This is a genomic window from Serratia sp. BNK-17 (assembly GCF_048684935.1).
In the GTDB taxonomy this organism is placed as follows: domain Bacteria; phylum Pseudomonadota; class Gammaproteobacteria; order Enterobacterales; family Enterobacteriaceae; genus Serratia; species Serratia nematodiphila.
In genome coordinates, this window is record NZ_JBLQTR010000001.1 from 2281285 (window position 1) to 2297527 (window position 16243).

Annotated in this window: 19 protein-coding genes and 1 tRNA gene; 8 read left to right on the plus strand and 12 right to left on the minus strand. The window is 57.7% G+C overall.

Annotated elements, in window-relative coordinates; genetic code table 11:
- Positions 1-60: 60 nt before the first annotated feature.
- On the minus strand, positions 61-696 hold the full coding sequence (gene yfcF / locus ACMGF7_RS10890) for a glutathione transferase (protein WP_004937171.1): 636 nt from the start codon (positions 694-696) through the stop codon (positions 61-63).
- A 171-nt stretch (positions 697-867) separates the two neighbouring features.
- Between yfcF and ACMGF7_RS10895 the strand changes: the two genes are divergently transcribed.
- Positions 868-1584, plus strand: a complete 717-nt coding sequence (locus tag ACMGF7_RS10895; protein ID WP_016930165.1) for an HPP family protein — start codon at positions 868-870, stop codon at positions 1582-1584.
- 13 nt (positions 1585-1597) lie between these two features.
- On the opposite strand, the gene ACMGF7_RS10900 is transcribed toward ACMGF7_RS10895, so the two are convergent.
- The 4 genes from ACMGF7_RS10900 to aac(6') form a co-directional block, all read right to left on the minus strand.
- Positions 1598-2014 (minus strand): helix-turn-helix transcriptional regulator, encoded by a 417-nt coding sequence (locus tag ACMGF7_RS10900; RefSeq protein ID WP_280597699.1) that lies wholly within the window; start codon positions 2012-2014, stop codon positions 1598-1600.
- Complete coding sequence (locus tag ACMGF7_RS10905) at positions 2011-2346, minus strand: hypothetical protein (RefSeq protein WP_420286434.1); 336 nt, start codon at positions 2344-2346, stop codon at positions 2011-2013. The genes ACMGF7_RS10900 and ACMGF7_RS10905 overlap by 4 nt, the downstream gene beginning before the upstream one ends.
- 148 nt (positions 2347-2494) lie before the next feature.
- Positions 2495-3136 (minus strand): YbhB/YbcL family Raf kinase inhibitor-like protein, encoded by a 642-nt coding sequence (locus ACMGF7_RS10910; protein WP_164095395.1) that lies wholly within the window; start codon positions 3134-3136, stop codon positions 2495-2497.
- A 299-nt stretch (positions 3137-3435) separates the two neighbouring features.
- On the minus strand, positions 3436-3876 hold the full coding sequence (gene aac(6') / locus ACMGF7_RS10915; protein ID WP_049241494.1) for an aminoglycoside 6'-N-acetyltransferase: 441 nt from the start codon (positions 3874-3876) through the stop codon (positions 3436-3438).
- Between the two features lie 175 nt (positions 3877-4051).
- Here aac(6') and ACMGF7_RS10920 point away from each other — a divergent pair, with 175 nt between their 5' ends.
- Both ACMGF7_RS10920 and ACMGF7_RS10925 read left to right on the plus strand, forming a co-directional pair.
- Positions 4052-4687 carry a hypothetical protein gene (locus ACMGF7_RS10920; protein ID WP_049241496.1) on the plus strand — a complete coding sequence of 212 codons (636 nt, stop codon included), beginning with the start codon at positions 4052-4054 and terminating at the stop codon, positions 4685-4687.
- Between the two features lie 265 nt (positions 4688-4952).
- The gene (locus ACMGF7_RS10925; protein ID WP_046687854.1) at positions 4953-5174 is read left to right on the plus strand and encodes a hypothetical protein; all 222 of its coding nucleotides are present in this window, start codon (positions 4953-4955) and stop codon (positions 5172-5174) included.
- Positions 5175-5280: 106 nt separating this feature from the next.
- Here the strand turns inward: ACMGF7_RS10925 and ACMGF7_RS10930 are convergent.
- A tRNA-Ile gene (locus ACMGF7_RS10930) sits at positions 5281-5356 on the minus strand.
- Between the two features lie 146 nt (positions 5357-5502).
- Here ACMGF7_RS10930 and mug point away from each other — a divergent pair.
- Positions 5503-5991, plus strand: coding sequence for a G/U mismatch-specific DNA glycosylase (gene mug / locus ACMGF7_RS10935; RefSeq protein ID WP_164095348.1), 489 nt, complete (start codon positions 5503-5505; stop codon positions 5989-5991).
- Positions 5992-6008: 17 nt separating this feature from the next.
- Complete coding sequence (locus ACMGF7_RS10940) at positions 6009-6461, plus strand: ester cyclase (protein WP_164095347.1); 453 nt, start codon at positions 6009-6011, stop codon at positions 6459-6461.
- Between the two features lie 55 nt (positions 6462-6516).
- Here ACMGF7_RS10940 and rpoD read toward each other — a convergent pair whose 3' ends face one another.
- From rpoD to rpsU, 3 genes are all read right to left on the minus strand, one after another.
- The gene (gene rpoD / locus ACMGF7_RS10945; RefSeq protein WP_004937194.1) at positions 6517-8358 is read right to left on the minus strand and encodes an RNA polymerase sigma factor RpoD; all 1842 of its coding nucleotides are present in this window, start codon (positions 8356-8358) and stop codon (positions 6517-6519) included.
- A gap of 157 nt (positions 8359-8515) precedes the next feature.
- On the minus strand, positions 8516-10264 hold the full coding sequence (gene dnaG, locus ACMGF7_RS10950; protein WP_197763835.1) for a DNA primase: 1749 nt from the start codon (positions 10262-10264) through the stop codon (positions 8516-8518).
- A 136-nt stretch (positions 10265-10400) separates the two neighbouring features.
- Entirely contained in the window at positions 10401-10616 is a 216-nt protein-coding gene (gene rpsU, locus ACMGF7_RS10955) for a 30S ribosomal protein S21 (protein ID WP_001144069.1), read from the minus strand.
- Between the two features lie 325 nt (positions 10617-10941).
- Here rpsU and tsaD point away from each other — a divergent pair, with 325 nt between their 5' ends.
- On the plus strand, positions 10942-11955 hold the full coding sequence (gene tsaD / locus ACMGF7_RS10960) for a tRNA (adenosine(37)-N6)-threonylcarbamoyltransferase complex transferase subunit TsaD (protein WP_004937199.1): 1014 nt from the start codon (positions 10942-10944) through the stop codon (positions 11953-11955).
- Between the two features lie 30 nt (positions 11956-11985).
- On the opposite strand, the gene plsY is transcribed toward tsaD, so the two are convergent.
- Positions 11986-12624, minus strand: a complete 639-nt coding sequence (plsY, locus tag ACMGF7_RS10965) for a glycerol-3-phosphate 1-O-acyltransferase PlsY (RefSeq protein ID WP_049241501.1) — start codon at positions 12622-12624, stop codon at positions 11986-11988.
- A gap of 107 nt (positions 12625-12731) precedes the next feature.
- Here plsY and folB point away from each other — a divergent pair, with 107 nt between their 5' ends.
- Positions 12732-13091: a bifunctional dihydroneopterin aldolase/7,8-dihydroneopterin epimerase gene (gene folB, locus ACMGF7_RS10970; protein WP_004937203.1), complete on the plus strand. Its 360-nt coding sequence runs from the start codon at positions 12732-12734 to the stop codon at positions 13089-13091.
- A 133-nt stretch (positions 13092-13224) separates the two neighbouring features.
- Complete coding sequence (gene bacA / locus ACMGF7_RS10975; protein ID WP_015379094.1) at positions 13225-14049, plus strand: undecaprenyl-diphosphate phosphatase; 825 nt, start codon at positions 13225-13227, stop codon at positions 14047-14049.
- Positions 14050-14089: 40 nt separating this feature from the next.
- Here the strand turns inward: bacA and ACMGF7_RS10980 are convergent, their stop codons facing one another.
- Positions 14090-15334, minus strand: coding sequence for a multifunctional CCA addition/repair protein (locus ACMGF7_RS10980; protein ID WP_004937206.1), 1245 nt, complete (start codon positions 15332-15334; stop codon positions 14090-14092).
- Between the two features lie 122 nt (positions 15335-15456).
- A complete protein-coding gene (locus tag ACMGF7_RS10985; protein WP_004937209.1) occupies positions 15457-16077 on the minus strand; it encodes a TIGR04211 family SH3 domain-containing protein in 621 nt (206 codons plus the stop codon).
- Positions 16078-16243: the final 166 nt, after the last annotated feature.

The window sequence follows — 16243 nt, forward strand, 5'->3', positions numbered from 1 at the left end:
AAGCAGTGATGTTGTTTCTCGGCATTGAGAACGGCGGCGTCGTGGCCGCCGATTTTTTCCTCAGGCGCGTCGTTTTTCCGACAGCGCCAGCCAGGCCTGCACCGACGGGCGCTGCCACTGCTTGTGCGCATAGTGGCGCACGCGCTCCGGCACCGGATCGCCGTGCATTACCAGCCGGTTGAGCATCAGCGCCAGATCGGTGTCGGCGATGCACCACTCCCTGAACAAATTATCCTGCCCGTGGCTCAACAGCTTTTCCACGGCGGCGATCAGCTTGCGCGCGGCCTCCTGCGCGGCTTCGGACAGCGGCGGGAACTTGCCGTTGTTGAACACCACTTCGGTCGAGCGCTCGGCGCGGATCGGCAGCAGATCGCTGCGCAACCAGGCCTGGATCTCGCGCGCCTTGGCGCGCAGCTTCACGTCGCGCGGGTACACGGCGTGGGCCGGGTGGATGTCTTCCAGGTATTCGGCGATCGCCGAAGACTCCGAGAGCTGGAACTCGCCGATCGCCAACGTCGGCACCCGGCGGGTGAGCGACAGCGCCGCGTAGGCTGCCTCTTTGTTCTCTTCTTTCGCCAGATCCACCGGCTTCACGGTGAACGGAATGCCTTTTTCCGTCAGCACGACAAAGGCGGACATGGCGTACGGGCTGAAAAATTCACTGTCGGTATAAAGCTCGGTGATCGGTTGAGACATCGGCGGTTCCTCGGGGTTAAGGGGGGAACATTCATCATTGTCGAGGGGAGGCTAAAAATCAATCTGTTAGCCTAAAAGTTCTTGGGCGGCGCGGTTTACGGCGCCGTGAGCTCCTTCAGGATGATGTGATATATTTGTTGCCAACACGTGAATTGAGCCGTATTGGGTAACATGAAGACGCAGTGGATAGAACGAGTGAAAGTGGGATGCGCGCGCCTGTGGCCGCACCCGCTGGCGGTGGGCAAACGAGAGATGCTGATTTCCAGCGTTGGTGCCGGTTTGGGGCTGATGCTCGCCGGCTGGATCAGCCACTTTATTTTGGGCGAGGTAAACCTGTGGTTTATCGCGCCGATGGGCGCTTCGGCGGTGCTGCTGTTCGGCGTGCCCAACAGCCCGCTGGCGCAGCCCTGGTCGATCGTTGGCGGCAATGCGCTGGCGGCGACGGTGGGCGTGAGCGCCGGTCTGCTGATCCCCGATCCGGGCCTGGCCTGCGGCGCTGCGGCGGCGGTGGCCATCGGCCTGATGTTCAAGCTGCGCTGCCTGCATCCACCCGGCGGCGCGGTGGCGCTGACCGCCATCCTCGGCGGCCCCGGCATTCATCAGATGGGCTACCACTTCGTGTTGTACCCGGTGCTGCTGAACTCGGTGCTGCTGGCGGCGCTGGCCATTCTGTTCAATAACCTGGCCGGGCGGCGCTACCCGCACGCGCTGGCGCCGGCGGAGGCCAAGCCGGCCAATCTGCCGATCGATGCCGTTTCCATCACCCGCGCCGATCTGCACGAGGCGCTGATGGAGGGGGATCTGTTCGATATCGATGAGGACGATCTGCAGGAGATCCTGCTGCGCGCCGAGCAGTTGGCGCATCAGCGGCAAAGCAAGATCGCCTGATCAGCCCAGCGTTTTATCGGATGGCGGAAGGCGCGTAACCAAAACGCTTTTGAAAGCGTTCGCTAAAACGCGATCTGGATTTGTAACCGCAGGCCTCTGCAATGCGGGTCATATCCCATCGGGTGGTTTGAAGCAACATCATGGCGTGATGCATGCGGACGTCTATCAGCAAATCTTCGAAGCGTGTCTGTTCGGCAGCAAGGCGCCGCCGCAACGTTGCCGGGCTCATCGCTAACGTTTTTCCTGCTGTTTCTGCCGTCCAGTTTTGTTCCGGAGCCTCAAGAATCAAGGTGCGCAGGCGCTGTGATGGGCTATCCAACGGCAAATGCGTAAAAACATGCCCCCGTTCGGCCAGCGCGGTCAAAAAGTCCAGAAGGCGGTATTGCAGGCGAATATCGCTGATTTCCTGTTTTTCCACGCTTTCAATCACGTGATAAAACGTTGCCGACAGGTCTTCGTCCAGAGGCAGCGTTTTCCACGCGTCATTTTTAGGGGGGATAGGGGGGAAGCCTGCCGGGTTCGGTGAAAGACATCCAGCAGTTCTGCCGACAGCGTCAGGAATATCGAGCGAAAAGGCCGATCGATGTCGCCCGGCGTTTTGACTAAATCTGCGCGGGTATTGGGGGGGACCAGGAGCAGTTCGTCGGGGGTCTCCAGAGACAAATGTTGTGAAGCCGATGTGATACCAAGTTGGCCCGTCGCGATCAGCAAGACCGTCGCTTCATGGAAGACGAACTGCGGCGTGTGCAGCTGGCGTTTCAATGTCGGCTGGCACACTCCGCACAAGCGGTGCCTCGATACCGGAGCTCCCGACGGAGAGTGCCAATGCAAAAGCTTCGCATCCGGCTTGCGTCTGGTTCGCACTGATCCGAAGGAACCGGTCCGGCTCATATTCGACTCCTTCATGCGATTATTTCGCCGTTGATGCTACGTTAGGGTTCAGGCTGTAAAGGCCTGTCAGGCTCGCTTGGGCTAACACTGGCGCTTCCGCCAGGGCGGCATTTACATTAGCCCCTGTCAAAGGCCCTTGTACATCCAAACCGGGGGTAGCAAGCGCATAAACCGTGAAAATATAATGATGAACTAACGTATCGTTCCACGGTGGGCATGGGCCATCGTAACCGTAGTATTCCCCCTTCATCTGCTCGTCGGCGGCAAACCAACCGGTATAGTCATTGGTGCCGTGGCGATAGGCCGAAGGGGCGTTTGGCCCGGCTTTGCCACGCGGCGTTACGCCGTCCGATTGAGAGCCCGCCGCAATTTCCACGGTACTAGCCGGAATATCCAGCAGCAGCCAGTGAAAGAAATCAACGCGCGGCAACGAGGCGGGCACAACCCGACGCTCTTGATTCACATCATCACCACGGCTTGGCACGTCGGGATCATGGCAGACGATCACGAAAGACTGCGTGCCTGCAGGCACTTCACTCCAGGCCAGATGGGGGTTGCGATTTCCCGATAAAGCGACATGCTTGGCGGCATCGGGGATAGCGAAGGCGAATTCACCGGGAATGAATTCCCCTTCTTTAAAGCTTTGGCTGGTCAGTTTCATAAATGCCGATCTCCTGTTCTATTGAGCGGTCTCTGCGGGTATGCGAGGTCCTCATTATAAGTTTTTCAAAATGAATTAAGGCGACAAATCCAATCAAAATAGAACCAATTACGCTCATTGTGATTGTATTTGATTGATTTGTGTCGATGAACGGCCGTATTTGGCTGCTGTTTCGGCGCTAGCGCGATGGCGAACACTCTGGATGAGGGGGTAAGGTCAATATTGGCGAGGGCGAACTGGAGAAGAGGCTGCTGCGCGCCGAGCAGCTGGCGCATCAGCGGCAAAGCAAGGCCGCCTGATCAGCCCAGCGTTTTACGGTAAAACACCACCCGTTCCGTTTCGGCAAAGCCCAGCGCCGCATGCAGGCGCTGGGAGTCCAGATTGGCGATGTCGGTATCCGACGCCAGCTCGCTGCAGCCTTGCTGCTTGGCCCATTCCTGCACCTGTGCGATCAATCGCGCGGCCCAGCCCTGGCGGCGGGCGTGTTCGACGGTATAGATCCCTTCCAGAAACGCCACCGGCGACGACTCGCAGCCGTTGACGTAATCGTGGCGCAGCGCGACCTCGGCAAAGCCAACGAAAACGCCGTCCAGCCCCCGCGCCATAAACGCGGTGTGGTGCGGCGAAGCCAATATTTCGCGCATCTCCGCGCGGTGCTCTTCCAACGGACAAGTGGGCCACAGCGCCGAGCGCAGCGCCAGCCAGGCGTCGAGGTTGTCGTGGTCGCAGTTGACGATCATGCGGGATCCTTATGGGGCGAAATAAATCAGGAATGCCGAAATGGCAGTGTGGCACGGTGGTGGGAAACAAAAAAGCCATTATGCCGAGGGGCGCCCTTCATTAGGATGAAAGGGGTGTTGATATTTTAAGCGAAGTTAGTATAGGGTACGGCCAGGGCGCTGATAAGGGATTGTTATGGATGCGAAAGCCGTAGCTCAAGGAATTCTTGAGGGAATAGAGTCTTTACCAAGGGGCATTGTCTATAGTGCTCGTAGGACATGGCAGGGAGCAGGGCTCGGCGGTCGAGAGCTTAAGCGCCGCAATGAAATCGAAACGGAACGGTTCATCAAGGTCGTTCGTGCCGGCTATGGTATCGAAGCCCCGCTACGTGAGCTGATAGCGGTGATTATCCGTGACTGCTATCAGCGGATGGATCTGCAAACACAAACCGCGCTAAGCCAAAAATTAAACCATGTAGAGGGTTATCTTACAGGACGTATGGGGACGCAGTTCATTCTGGTTCAGCAAATCACACACCATATTTTGAAAAAGGTTATCGGCAGCACACTTTTCAAATGGGTATTCAAAGGTGTCACCATTGCTGGGCTAAACATCATTCTTTTACAAGGAATTATTGAACAGGCCGCCGTTTCTTCGCGTCGTTTGCGGGAACAATATCCCTCAACGTACCATAAGCTCACGCCACGAAATTTGGACATGATCTACTTTCTGGCGGAGGAGTATCTTGAACCCTTTGTTGCCTATACCAGCAAATCGAAAATGTTCTGTGAAGGTGTGAATCATGAGCTATCTAAAGTCTTGGGGCAGTAAGCTCGGTAAAGGATTGTCGCACCTTGTGGAAGCGATTTTGGGCGGGATATTTTCTGTCGCTGCGTTTGGCTCACTGTTCTGGTTCGACGAATGGTGGCAACGAATTCTGAGCGCGGCAATATTCCTGTTGCTGGTGTTTGTCACTATTGCTTTGTGTAGCCTTGTGAGAGGCGAGCGATAGCGGATAGATCAATCAAAAGCCAGCGGTTGGATTTTAACTAATGGTTAAGTGATGATGACTTCCTATCGTTAAGTAATAAAATCAATGAACTGGCTAAAATCCTTTCTTGTGAAGTTCGTTAAATTTGTTGGCCGACAAACTGCTGACTTGGCTGAGTCCATAGTCATTGGCCTGTTCTCTATAGCGGCATTTGTTGCCTTGTTCTGGTTTGATGAGTGGTGGAAATCTATCGCTGCGGCTGTCGCGATCTTCTTTGCCGGCTTCCTGGTAAGTCTGTCTATAGGCTGGTTAAGAGGGGAAAGATAGCTGAGAGTGTTGGCATACTGCCGCCATTTTGCCGCCACTGTGAGCAAGAAATAAAAAAGCCACTTCGAGAAAAGTGGCTTTTTTATATGATTTTAAAGCTAAAATTTGGTGGCCCCTGTTGGGTTTGAACCAACGACCAAGCGATTATGAGTCGCCTGCTCTAACCACTGAGCTAAGGGGCCAAGCCGCGAGATTATAGGGAATCCTTAAGCATCGGTCTACTGTTACCCGCCCGTATGTTGCTTTTCTGCGCAGTTCTAGCCTGTTGTAATTGCTGGCGGATTTTGCGATAACCGCAGTAAATCCCTGCAATGGACTCACGATACTCATGGAACTTCTGGCGCCCAACCTGCGGGTGGTGTTTTGCGGCATCAATCCCGGCCTTTCTTCCGCCCATCAGGGCTATCCTTTCGCCAACGGCAGCAACCGCTTCTGGAAGGTGATCCATCAGGCCGGCTTTACCGCGAGCCAGCTGGCGCCGGAGCAGTGGCAGCAGCTGAAGGACAACGGCTGCGGCATTACCGCGCTGGTGGCGCGCCCGACGGTGGCGGCCAGCGAGCTGTCGCGCGACGAGTTGCGCAGCGGCGGTGAGGCGCTGCAAGAGAAAATCCTGCGCTATCAGCCGCGCGCGCTGGCGATCTTGGGCAAGCAGGCGTTCACCACCGCCTTCGGGGTGAAAAACGCGCCCTGGGGCAAGCAGACGATGATGCTGGGAAAAACCGAGGTCTGGGTATTGCCCAACCCCAGCGGATTGAATCGCGCCACGCTGGAGCAGCTGACCGCCAGCTATCGCGAGCTGTTCCTGGTGCTGCAATGAGATAAGGGGAGTGTGCGATGACATCGATGATGAAAGGCTGTTTGATGGCGCTGTTATTGGTGACCGGCGCCGCACAGGCGGGGCATTCGCCGCAGGAAGCGCGCAACAAGCAGAACGTGCTGGAGTTTTATCGGCAGGGGCTGAACAACAAGGATTTTGCGGCGGCGCGGCCGTTTTTGGGCGAACAATACAAACAGCATAACCCCAATGCCAAAGACGGCGTGGCGGGTTTTCGTCAATTTGTCGAGCTGCTGAAAACGCGTTACCCCAACTCGCACAGCGAGATTAAACAGGCGTTCGTCGACGGCGACTACGTGATCCTGCATGTGGAGGTCAGCGGGCGCGAGGCCGGCAAGACCGCGGCGATCGTCGATATCTTCCGTCTGGACAGCGCCGGAAAGATCGTTGAACACTGGGACGTGACGCAGCCGGTGCCGGAGAAGACCGCCAGCGGCAACAGCATGTTCTGATGCATAAAAAAACCCCGGCAGGCCGGGGTTTTTGTTTTAGGTGCGGTAGCCGGACTTAGTCGTCCAGGAAGCTGCGCAGCACTTCGGAGCGGCTTGGGTGACGCAGCTTGCGCAGCGCCTTGGCTTCGATCTGACGAATACGCTCACGGGTAACGTCAAACTGCTTGCCAACCTCTTCCAGCGTGTGGTCGGTGTTCATGTCGATGCCGAAACGCATGCGCAGCACTTTCGCTTCGCGCGCGGTCAGGCCGGCCAGCACGTCGTGAGTGGCGGAACGCAGGCTTTCCGAGGTCGCGGAATCCAGCGGCAGTTCGAGGGTGGTATCCTCGATGAAGTCGCCCAGATGCGAATCTTCGTCGTCGCCGATCGGCGTTTCCATCGAGATTGGCTCTTTGGCGATCTTCAGCACCTTGCGGATCTTGTCTTCCGGCATCAGCATGCGCTCGGCCAGCTCTTCCGGCGTCGGCTCGCGGCCCATCTCTTGCAGCATCTGGCGCGAAATACGGTTGAGCTTGTTGATGGTCTCAATCATATGCACCGGAATACGGATGGTGCGCGCCTGGTCGGCGATGGAGCGGGTGATAGCCTGACGGATCCACCAGGTGGCGTACGTCGAGAACTTGTAGCCGCGGCGGTATTCGAACTTGTCTACCGCTTTCATCAGGCCAATGTTGCCTTCCTGGATCAGATCCAGGAACTGCAGGCCGCGGTTGGTGTATTTCTTGGCGATGGAAATAACCAGACGCAGGTTGGCCTCAACCATCTCTTTCTTCGCGCGGCGAGCTTTCGCTTCACCGATCGACATGCGACGGTTGATGTCTTTGACCTGCTCGATGGTCAGACCGGTTTCTTCTTCGATCTGACGCAGTTTCTGCAGGCTGCGCTGCACGTCTTCAGCAACGTCTTTCAGCTTTTCCGACCATGGCTTGGCCATCGCCAGAGCGGCTTCAAACCAGGAATCGCTGGTTTCGTTGCCGGCGAACAGGGTGACGAAGTTTTTCTTCGGCATTTTGCACTGTTCAACGCACAGCTTCATGATGATGCGTTCCTGGGTGCGAACGCGGTCCATCATGGTGCGCATGCTGTTGACCAGGAAGTCGAACTGTTTCGGCACCAGGCGGAACTGCTTGAACACTTCAGACAGCTTCAGGATCTCGTCCGCGGCGCTGGCGTGGCTGCGGCCGTTTTTCTTGATCACCAGGCGGGTCGCTTCATACTGATCGCGCAACTCGGCGAACTTCTGACGCGCCAGCTCAGGATCGATGCTGTTGTCGTCTTCGGTGTCGTCGTCTTCGTCGTCTTCATCTTCTTCGTCGTCGTCTTGCTCTTCGCTCGACAGTTCAGAACCGATGTGAGTGGCGGTTGGGGCGATGTCCTCTTCCGCGTTAGGATCGACGAAGCCGGTGATCAGATCGGACAGGCGCGCTTCACCCGCTTCGACGCGATCGTACTGCTCAAGCAGGTAGGTGATGGCTTCCGGGTATTCGGCAACCGAGCACTGTACCTGGTTGATGCCGTCTTCGATGCGCTTGGCGATGTCGATTTCGCCTTCGCGCGTCAGCAGTTCGACGGTACCCATTTCGCGCATGTACATGCGCACCGGGTCGGTGGTGCGGCCGATTTCGGATTCCACGCTGGACAGAACCTGTGCGGCGGCTTCTTCCGCATCTTCGTCCGTGCTGTTCGAGTTTTCGGCGAGCAGCAGGTCATCGGCGTCCGGTGCTTCTTCCATCACCTGGATGCCCATGTCGTTAATCATCTGGATGATGTCTTCGATCTGATCGGAGTCGACGATATCTTCCGGCAGATGGTCATTGACCTCAGCATAGGTCAGATAGCCTTGCTCCTTACCACGGGTGACAAGTAGCTTCAGCTGTGACTGCGGGTTTTGCTCCATAAGACGGTATCCACACTTCAGAGTATTTAGGTTGGTGTCGGTCGGCGAAACCGCCAACAATAGCATTTGGGGCGTTTTCGTTATCGCCGCGGCCCACTATGGCGGCACTGTGCAGGGCTCTGCCCTCGCAATTATCGGCACTTAAGCCGTTTGGTATTCAGTTTTTCTTCGCTAAAACCTGGTTGAGAGAACGGACTTCTTCACGTTCCTCCGCGCTCAGACCGCGCGTTCTGGCCTGGGCGATCAGCGTTTCCAGCCGTTGCTCGAGCACCGAGTCGTACAGGCTGGCCAATGTATCCAAAAAGGTCTGCTCGACCATGTCCTCAACGATCATATGGTTCCAGGTCGCCAAGGTTTCAAGCTGCTGGCTGAATTTGTTGTCGCGATACAGCTCCAGCAATTGCCCGGTCGTCAGGCCCGGCTGCGCCAAACAGGTCTGCACCAGTTCGACGAACAGCGGCAATCCCGCCTGTTTGGTCTGCTCCAACCCTTCCAGCGAAGGGATAAGTGTAGCCAACTGCGGATTTTGCACCAGTAACCCTATCAGTATACGCATGGTTGTGCGTTTTAGCTGGGGCGCCTGATAAGGATTCGCATTTTCAGCCTGCTTGGGCATCAGCTTGTCGAGCTGGCTGTCGTCCAGCAGCCCCAGCTTGTTGCCGAGCTCCTGGCGCAGGTACAAGCGCAACGTTTCGCCCGGCACCTGAGTAATCAGCGGCAGCGCCAGCGTGCTCAGCTTGGCGCGCCCGTCCGGGCTGCTTAAATCCACCTGCGGCAGCAGGCTTTCGAACAGGAACGTGGACAGCGGCTGCGCCTGCTCCATTCGCTGTTCGAAGGCTTCTTTGCCTTCCTTGCGCACCAGCGTGTCCGGATCTTCGCCGTCGGGCAAAAACATGAACCGCAGCTGGCGCCCGTCATTCAGGTACGGCAGCGCGGTTTCCAGCGCCCGCCAGGCCGCTTCGCTGCCGGCGCGGTCGCCGTCGTAACAGCAGACGACGTTGTCGGTGGCGCGGAACAACAGCTGAATGTGTTCCGCCGTCGTCGAGGTGCCGAGCGAGGCGACGGCATAATCGATGCCGAATTGCGCCAACGCCACTACGTCCATATACCCTTCCACCACCAGCAGCCGCTGCAGGTTAGGGTGGTTCTGCTGTGCTTCATACAGGCCGTACAGCTGGCGGCCCTTATGGAAAACTTCGGTTTCCGGCGAGTTCAGGTACTTCGGCATACCGTCGCCCAATACGCGGCCGCCGAAGGCGATCACGCGCCCGCGCTTGTCGCGGATGGGGAACATCACCCGTTCGCGGAAACGGTCGTACGAACGCCCCTGATCGTTAGTCACCAGCATGCCGGCATCGTTCAATGCGCGGCGCGAGTCGGCGTCGCGGCCGAAACGCTTCAGGGCGTTGTCCCATCCCGCCGGCGCGAAGCCGATGGCGAAATGGCGAATAACGTCGTCACTTAACCCGCGCTGCTGCAAATAGTTGCGCGCCGGCGCCCCGGAGGACTGCTGCAGTGACTGTTGATAGAACGCGCTGAGCTGTTCCATCAGTTGGTACAGGCTCTGGCGCTGATGGCGTTCGATCTGGGTTGGCCCGGTGCCCGCTTCGTAAGGCACTTCCAGCCCGTGCATGGTCGCCAGTTCTTCGATGGTTTCGACAAACTCGAGTCGGTCGTAATTCATCAAAAAGTCGACGGCGTTGCCGTGCGCACCACACCCAAAACAGTGATAAAACTGCTTTTCGCCATTAACGGTAAAGGAAGGCGTCTTTTCGTGGTGGAACGGACAGCACGCGTGATAGTTCTTGCCTTGCTTCTTGAGCTTCACGCGGGCGTCGATCAAATCGACGATGTCGGTGCGAGCCAGCAAGTCATTGATAAATACGCGCGGAATTCGTCCAGCCATAAGCCCTTACTTCATTAGCCTATAAACGAGAACAAGCCGCGCATTCCTTTCGGAAAGCACGGCCTTCGTATGCAACTACTCGGTCTGCGCGATTTTGAAAATCAGAAATTCACGCGGTGGGGTTGCCCCCGAAGAATTAATACAGACGAGTGCGGCGTGCGTTTTCGCGAGCCAGTTTCTTCGCGTGACGTTTCACAGCAGAAGCTTTAGCGCGTTTACGTTCGGTAGTTGGTTTTTCATAAAACTCACGACGACGAACTTCAGCTAAAACACCCGCTTTTTCGCAAGAGCGTTTGAAACGACGCAGAGCAACGTCAAATGGCTCGTTTTCACGTACTTTAATTACCGGCATGTGCCTCTCACCTCAATAAAATTCGGTTTGCTGCTGGCCAAGCGCCAGCCTTTTCAAAATGGTGCGGAATTTTACTCCAATGGATGCTGCTTTGTAAAGCATCACAGCAAATTGAAACCCGCGTCGCTCTGCCGCAACGTGCGCAATTTTGCACCGGGCGCTGATTATAGACTAATCAGAAAAAAATGCTCGTGTTTAATCGCTCAGGCATTTTCTGGATGAATCATCGACATAGGCGCAAGCCGGTGACAAGATGCGCCGCACCGGCGGTAAATGCGGCGGAATGTGGTAGACTGGCGGCCGCACGTGAATGATGGGAAATGTAATGCGAGTACTGGGTATAGAAACGTCCTGCGATGAAACCGGAATTGCAGTGTATGACGATCAAACCGGTTTGTTGGCCAACCAATTATACAGCCAGGTGAAGCTGCACGCCGACTACGGCGGCGTAGTGCCGGAACTGGCCTCCCGCGATCACGTGCGCAAAACCGTGCCGCTGATTCAGGCGGCGCTGAAAGAGGCCAACCTGACCCCGGCCGATATCGACGGCGTGGCTTACACCGCCGGGCCGGGCCTGGTGGGGGCGCTGCTGGTCGGCGCAACCGTGGGGCGCGCGCTGGCGTTCGCCTGGAACGTGCCGGCAGTGCCGGTGCACCATATGGAAGGCCACCTGCTGGCGCCGATGCTGGAAGACAACCCGCCGGCGTTTCCGTTCGTCGCGCTGTTGGTCTCCGGCGGCCACACCCAGCTTATCAGCGTCACCGGCATCGGTGAGTATGAGTTGCTGGGCGAGTCGATCGACGACGCGGCCGGCGAAGCGTTCGACAAAACCGCCAAGCTGCTCGGCCTGGATTATCCTGGCGGGCCGATGCTGTCGAAGATGGCGCAGCAGGGCACGGCGGGGCGTTTCACCTTCCCGCGGCCGATGACCGATCGTCCGGGGCTGGACTTCAGTTTCTCCGGGCTGAAAACCTTTGCCGCCAACACCATTCGCTCCAACGGCAACGACGATCAGACGCGTGCCGACATCGCCCGCGCCTTCGAGGATGCGGTGGTGGATACGCTGGCGATCAAATGCAAACGCGCGCTGGAGCAGACCGGCTTCAAACGCCTGGTGATGGCCGGCGGCGTGAGCGCCAACCGCACGCTGCGCGCCAAACTGGCGGAGATGATGCAGAAACGCGGCGGGGAGGTGTTCTATGCCCGCCCGGAATTTTGCACCGACAACGGCGCGATGATCGCCTATGCCGGCATGGTGCGCCTGAAGAGCGGTGCCAACCCGGAGCTGAGCGTTTCCGTGCGGCCGCGCTGGCCGCTGGCGGAACTGCCTGCGGTATAAAGCAAAGGGCCGGATTATCCGGTCCTTCCGTTATTCCTCTCTCGGTTGGTCGCCGTTATCCGCGTCGTTTTTCTTCTTGCGGAACTTGCCCCAGATCTTGCTTTCCTGGCCGCGCCACAGGCGCTGAATATTGTCGTGATGCCGCATCAGGATCAGGCAGGAGAGCATCGCTACCGGGAAGGTGAACTGCGGTTTGAACCACCAGACGTAGAACGGGGCGATCAACGCGCTGACGATGGCGCCGAGCGAAGAGTAGCCGCTGAGCAGCACCGTCAACAGCCAGGTGCCGGTCATCAGGCCGGTCAGATCCCAGCCGATAGGTGCGATGGCGCCAAACGCCGTCGCCACGCCTTTACCGCCGCGGAAGTGGAAGAACACCGGATAGATGTGCCCCAGGCAGGCGGCGATCGCCGTCAGGCCCAGATACAGCGGCGGCACATCGAGTTTGTAGGCCAGCCAGACCGGCAGCATCCCTTTCAGAATATCGAACACCAGCACCGCCGCCGCCGCCAGCCGGCCGCCGATGCGCAGGACGTTGGTCGCCCCGGGGTTTCCTGAGCCATGTTCACGCGGATCCGGCAGCCTGGCGATCCGGCAAACCAGGATCGCGCTGGAAATCGAGCCGCACAGATACGCGAAGATAATCATGCCAAGCGCGGTAGCACTCATAACGCGGTTCCGTTTAATAATGGTCGTTTTACTCGCAACATCTATGGATAATACGCACATTCCGCTGGAAGTGGTATCCGGCAAGGCCAAAAACAGAGAATGACGTGATGGATATCGTATTTATTGAAGAGCTTACCGTAATTACCACCATTGGCGTTTATGAGTGGGAACAGGGCATTCGTCAGAAGCTGGTGTTCGATATCGAAATGGGCTGGGATAACCGGCCGGCCGCCGCCAGCGACGATGTAACTGACTGTCTGAGCTATGCCGATGTCAGCGACGCCGTGATCCAGCATGTTGAATCGAACCGGTTCGCGCTGGTGGAGCGCGTGGCGGAGGAAATATCCGAAATTTTGCTTCAACGCTTCAATTCCCCGTGGGTCCGTATTAAGGTCAGCAAACCGGGCGCTGTAGCACATGCCAATCGGGTCGGCGTGATCATTGAGCGCGGCACTCGTCCCGCATGATTTTATGTCATCTGCTTGCAACGAAAGACCGTTAAGCTGGTCTTAATCCTGAGAATTGTTTTAGCGGCATTGTCTTTTAAGCACTGCCGCTTTTTTATGTGATGGCCGTTATTTTATGGGGTGAGCGAAGCACATGGCTGACATGCATTCACTGTTTATTGCGTTTGTTCTTGGGGTTGTCGAAGGGTTAACCGAATTTCTGCCGGTGTCTTCCACCGGGCATATGATTATCGTTGGCGAGTGGCTGGGTTTTACCGGCGACAAAGCCAAAACCTTTGAAGTCATCATCCAACTGGGGTCTATCCTGGCCGTGGTGGTGATGTTCTGGCGCCGGTTGTTCGGCCTGATCGGCATCCATTTCGGCGGCAAGCCGGTGGAGCACGAGGGCAAAACCAGCGGTCAACTGAAGCTGGGGCATATCCTGCTGGCGATGATCCCGGCGGTGGTGCTGGGTCTGGTATTCCACGATGTGATTAAATCGCTGTTCGCGCCGAAAAACGTGATGTACGCGTTGGTTGTCGGCGGCCTGCTGTTGCTGGCGGCGGAATGGCTGAAGCCGAAGACACCGAGAGCGGAAGGGCTGGATGACATCACCTACCGCCAGGCGTTCATGATCGGCTGCTTCCAGTGCCTGGCGCTGTGGCCGGGTTTCTCCCGTTCGGGGTCCACTATCGCCGGCGGTATGCTGGTGGGCGTAAACCGCTATGCGGCGTCCGAGTTCTCCTTCATCCTGGCGGTGCCGATGATGATTGGCGCCAGCGGCCTGGATCTGTACAAGAGCCTGCACTTCCTGACCTGGGGCGATCTGCCGATGTTCGCCGTCGGTTTCGTTACTGCCTTCGTGGTGGCGCTGATTGCGATCAAGACCTTCCTGTCGCTGATCAAACGCATCTCGTTCGTGCCGTTTGCCATCTACCGCTTTATCGTGGCGGCCGTGGTTTACATGGTATTCCTGTAAGCCCGATGGCAAGAAAAAACCCCGCTCTGCGGGGTTTTTTTTATGCCTGATCGTTGAGGATGGTTTGGTTGAGCTTCCAGTCGGCCAGCGCCTGCTGGCGACGGCGTTTGAGCTCATCGCGGATCGCGGTGCCCTGCAGCCCGCTGGCTACCACCTCTTTAATAGATACCGCGTTCGCCACCTGATACGCCTGGCGCAGATAGTCGCCCTGCGGATAAGGATTCTCCTCAAAGCCGGTGCGGCCGCGCGCGTCCGCTTCGCTGGTCAGGATCATCTGCTCCAGCCTTTGGGGCTTGCGCCAGACGTCGATGGCGTCGAACAGCTTCAGCAGGGTCTCCGGCCGCAGCTTGTTCACGGTGTGGATCAAATCATGGTACTCGGCCACCAGCTTGCTCAGATCGCGCACCGGATTGGGCACCCGCAGCCGTTGGCATAGCGCTTCGACCAGCCGCACGCCCGCCGGGCCGTGGCCGTGGTGATGCGGCCAGAACTCTTTTGGCGTCAACCCTTTGCCGAGGTCATGACACAGGGTGGCGAAGCGTACGTCCACCTCGGGAGTGAGGCGGGCGGCCATCGCCAGCGCCATCAGCGTATGCACGCCGGTGTCGATCTCCGGGTGCCATTTGGCGGGAGCAGGCACGCCGAACAGCGCGTCGATTTCCGGGAACAGCACCGCTAGCGCATCGCAGTCGCGCAGCACCTGAAAATAGACCTGCGGGCTCTGGCTTTGCAGCGCCTTTTCGGTTTCCTTCCAGACGCGTTCGGCGGTCAGCGCGGCCAGTTCACCGCTGTGCGCCATCCGGCGCATCAAGGCCAGCGTTTCGTCGGCGATGCGAAAACCCAGATGGGCGAAGCGAGCATTGAATCGCGCCACGCGCAGCACGCGCAGCGGATCTTCGCCGAACGCGTCGGAAACGTGGCGCAGCACGCGCGCCTGCAGATCGGCCACGCCGCCGTAGGGGTCAATCAGTTCCCCTTCGGCGGAACGAGCGATGGCGTTGAGGGTCAGATCGCGCCGCAGCAGATCTTCTTCCAGCGTGACGTCCGGCGCGGCATAGCAGGTAAAACCGGTGTACCCCTGGCCGGATTTGCGCTCGGTGCGCGCCAGCGCGTACTCCTCGTGGGTATCGGGATTGAGGAACACCGGAAAATCTTTGCCGACCTGCTGGTAGCCCAACGCCAGCAGCTCCGCCGGCGTGGCGCCCACCACCACCCAATCATGATCGACCACCGGAATGTTGAGCAGGCTGTCGCGAACGGCGCCGCCGACCAGATAAATCTGCACTGTTGACTCCTGAATATCGTGTAAGGCTCTGTCTATCAGATTACATGAATTGGCCGCGGGATGTCGGCGCCAATGAAAAAGGCGCCCGCAGGCGCCCAAACTCAAACTGAACGATACTGAGATCAGTTCATCCAGCGATTGTTGTTCTTGCGACGCGGGATCAGGTGCGGCAACAGCAGGCCCAGCAGCAAACCGACGCCGGCGACGCCGCCGCCGTACATGAACCATTGCAGGATAATGGTGCGCTGCTTGTCGTCGAGCTGCAGGTTAACGGCGTTGACCTTCTTCTGCGCGACCACCAGCTGGTTTTTCAGATCCTGGTTTTCCTTCTGCAGGCTGCTGATGGTGCTGTCGCTGCCTGCGACTTTTTCCTGCATTTCCGCCGTGCGCTGGTTCCAGGTGTTGTCGATGTTGGCGAGCTTGTCGGTCAGGGTTTTCACCTGCTGTTCCAGCTCCGGCACGCGGGTGCGCAGGCTTGGCGTCTGGCTGAGTTGGTCGAGCGGGATCCAGGTGGTGCGGCCTTTCGGATCGCGGATCTGGCCGTAGTTGGTGCTGTCGTTGACGCTCAGCAGGGTCACTTCTTCACCGGCGTTCAGAGTGCCGACAATACGGTACTGATTACCTGGACCGCTATGGACGTAAGTGCTTAACTCATCGGAGATATAGCGTTTATCTTCGGCATGTGCGGCCCAAGTGATGCTGAAGCTCAGCGCGGCAAGGAAAATCAGGCGTAATTTCTGCATTAGTTCATCGTTTCTGGGTGAATTTATGGAACGATAGTAGAGGGTTCAGTCTGACGACGCAACGCCAAAACCGGAATGAGAACTATCTTACTGTGGCTGATTCTGTGAGTTGCGCAGCGTTTTATAACGTAACAGGTTTTTTCTACAGTTAGCAGGGTTAAGGCGC

What these genes read in the sequence shown, in the direction of transcription:
- yfcF (WP_004937171.1), bottom strand. Translation starts at nt 696, where the DNA reads ATGTCTCAACCGATCACCGAGCTTTATACCGACAGTGAATTTTTCAGC.
- ACMGF7_RS10895 (WP_016930165.1), top strand. Translation starts at nt 868, where the DNA reads ATGAAGACGCAGTGGATAGAACGAGTGAAAGTGGGATGCGCGCGCCTG.
- ACMGF7_RS10910 (WP_164095395.1), bottom strand. Translation starts at nt 3,136, where the DNA reads ATGAAACTGACCAGCCAAAGCTTTAAAGAAGGGGAATTCATTCCCGGT.
- ACMGF7_RS10920 (WP_049241496.1), top strand. Translation starts at nt 4,052, where the DNA reads ATGGATGCGAAAGCCGTAGCTCAAGGAATTCTTGAGGGAATAGAGTCT.
- ACMGF7_RS10925 (WP_046687854.1), top strand. Translation starts at nt 4,953, where the DNA reads ATGAACTGGCTAAAATCCTTTCTTGTGAAGTTCGTTAAATTTGTTGGC.
- mug (WP_164095348.1), top strand. Translation starts at nt 5,503, where the DNA reads ATGGAACTTCTGGCGCCCAACCTGCGGGTGGTGTTTTGCGGCATCAAT.
- ACMGF7_RS10940 (WP_164095347.1), top strand. Translation starts at nt 6,009, where the DNA reads ATGACATCGATGATGAAAGGCTGTTTGATGGCGCTGTTATTGGTGACC.
- rpoD (WP_004937194.1), bottom strand. Translation starts at nt 8,358, where the DNA reads ATGGAGCAAAACCCGCAGTCACAGCTGAAGCTACTTGTCACCCGTGGT.
- dnaG (WP_197763835.1), bottom strand. Translation starts at nt 10,264, where the DNA reads ATGGCTGGACGAATTCCGCGCGTATTTATCAATGACTTGCTGGCTCGC.
- rpsU (WP_001144069.1), bottom strand. Translation starts at nt 10,616, where the DNA reads ATGCCGGTAATTAAAGTACGTGAAAACGAGCCATTTGACGTTGCTCTG.
- tsaD (WP_004937199.1), top strand. Translation starts at nt 10,942, where the DNA reads ATGCGAGTACTGGGTATAGAAACGTCCTGCGATGAAACCGGAATTGCA.
- plsY (WP_049241501.1), bottom strand. Translation starts at nt 12,624, where the DNA reads ATGAGTGCTACCGCGCTTGGCATGATTATCTTCGCGTATCTGTGCGGC.
- folB (WP_004937203.1), top strand. Translation starts at nt 12,732, where the DNA reads ATGGATATCGTATTTATTGAAGAGCTTACCGTAATTACCACCATTGGC.
- bacA (WP_015379094.1), top strand. Translation starts at nt 13,225, where the DNA reads ATGGCTGACATGCATTCACTGTTTATTGCGTTTGTTCTTGGGGTTGTC.
- ACMGF7_RS10985 (WP_004937209.1), bottom strand. Translation starts at nt 16,077, where the DNA reads ATGCAGAAATTACGCCTGATTTTCCTTGCCGCGCTGAGCTTCAGCATC.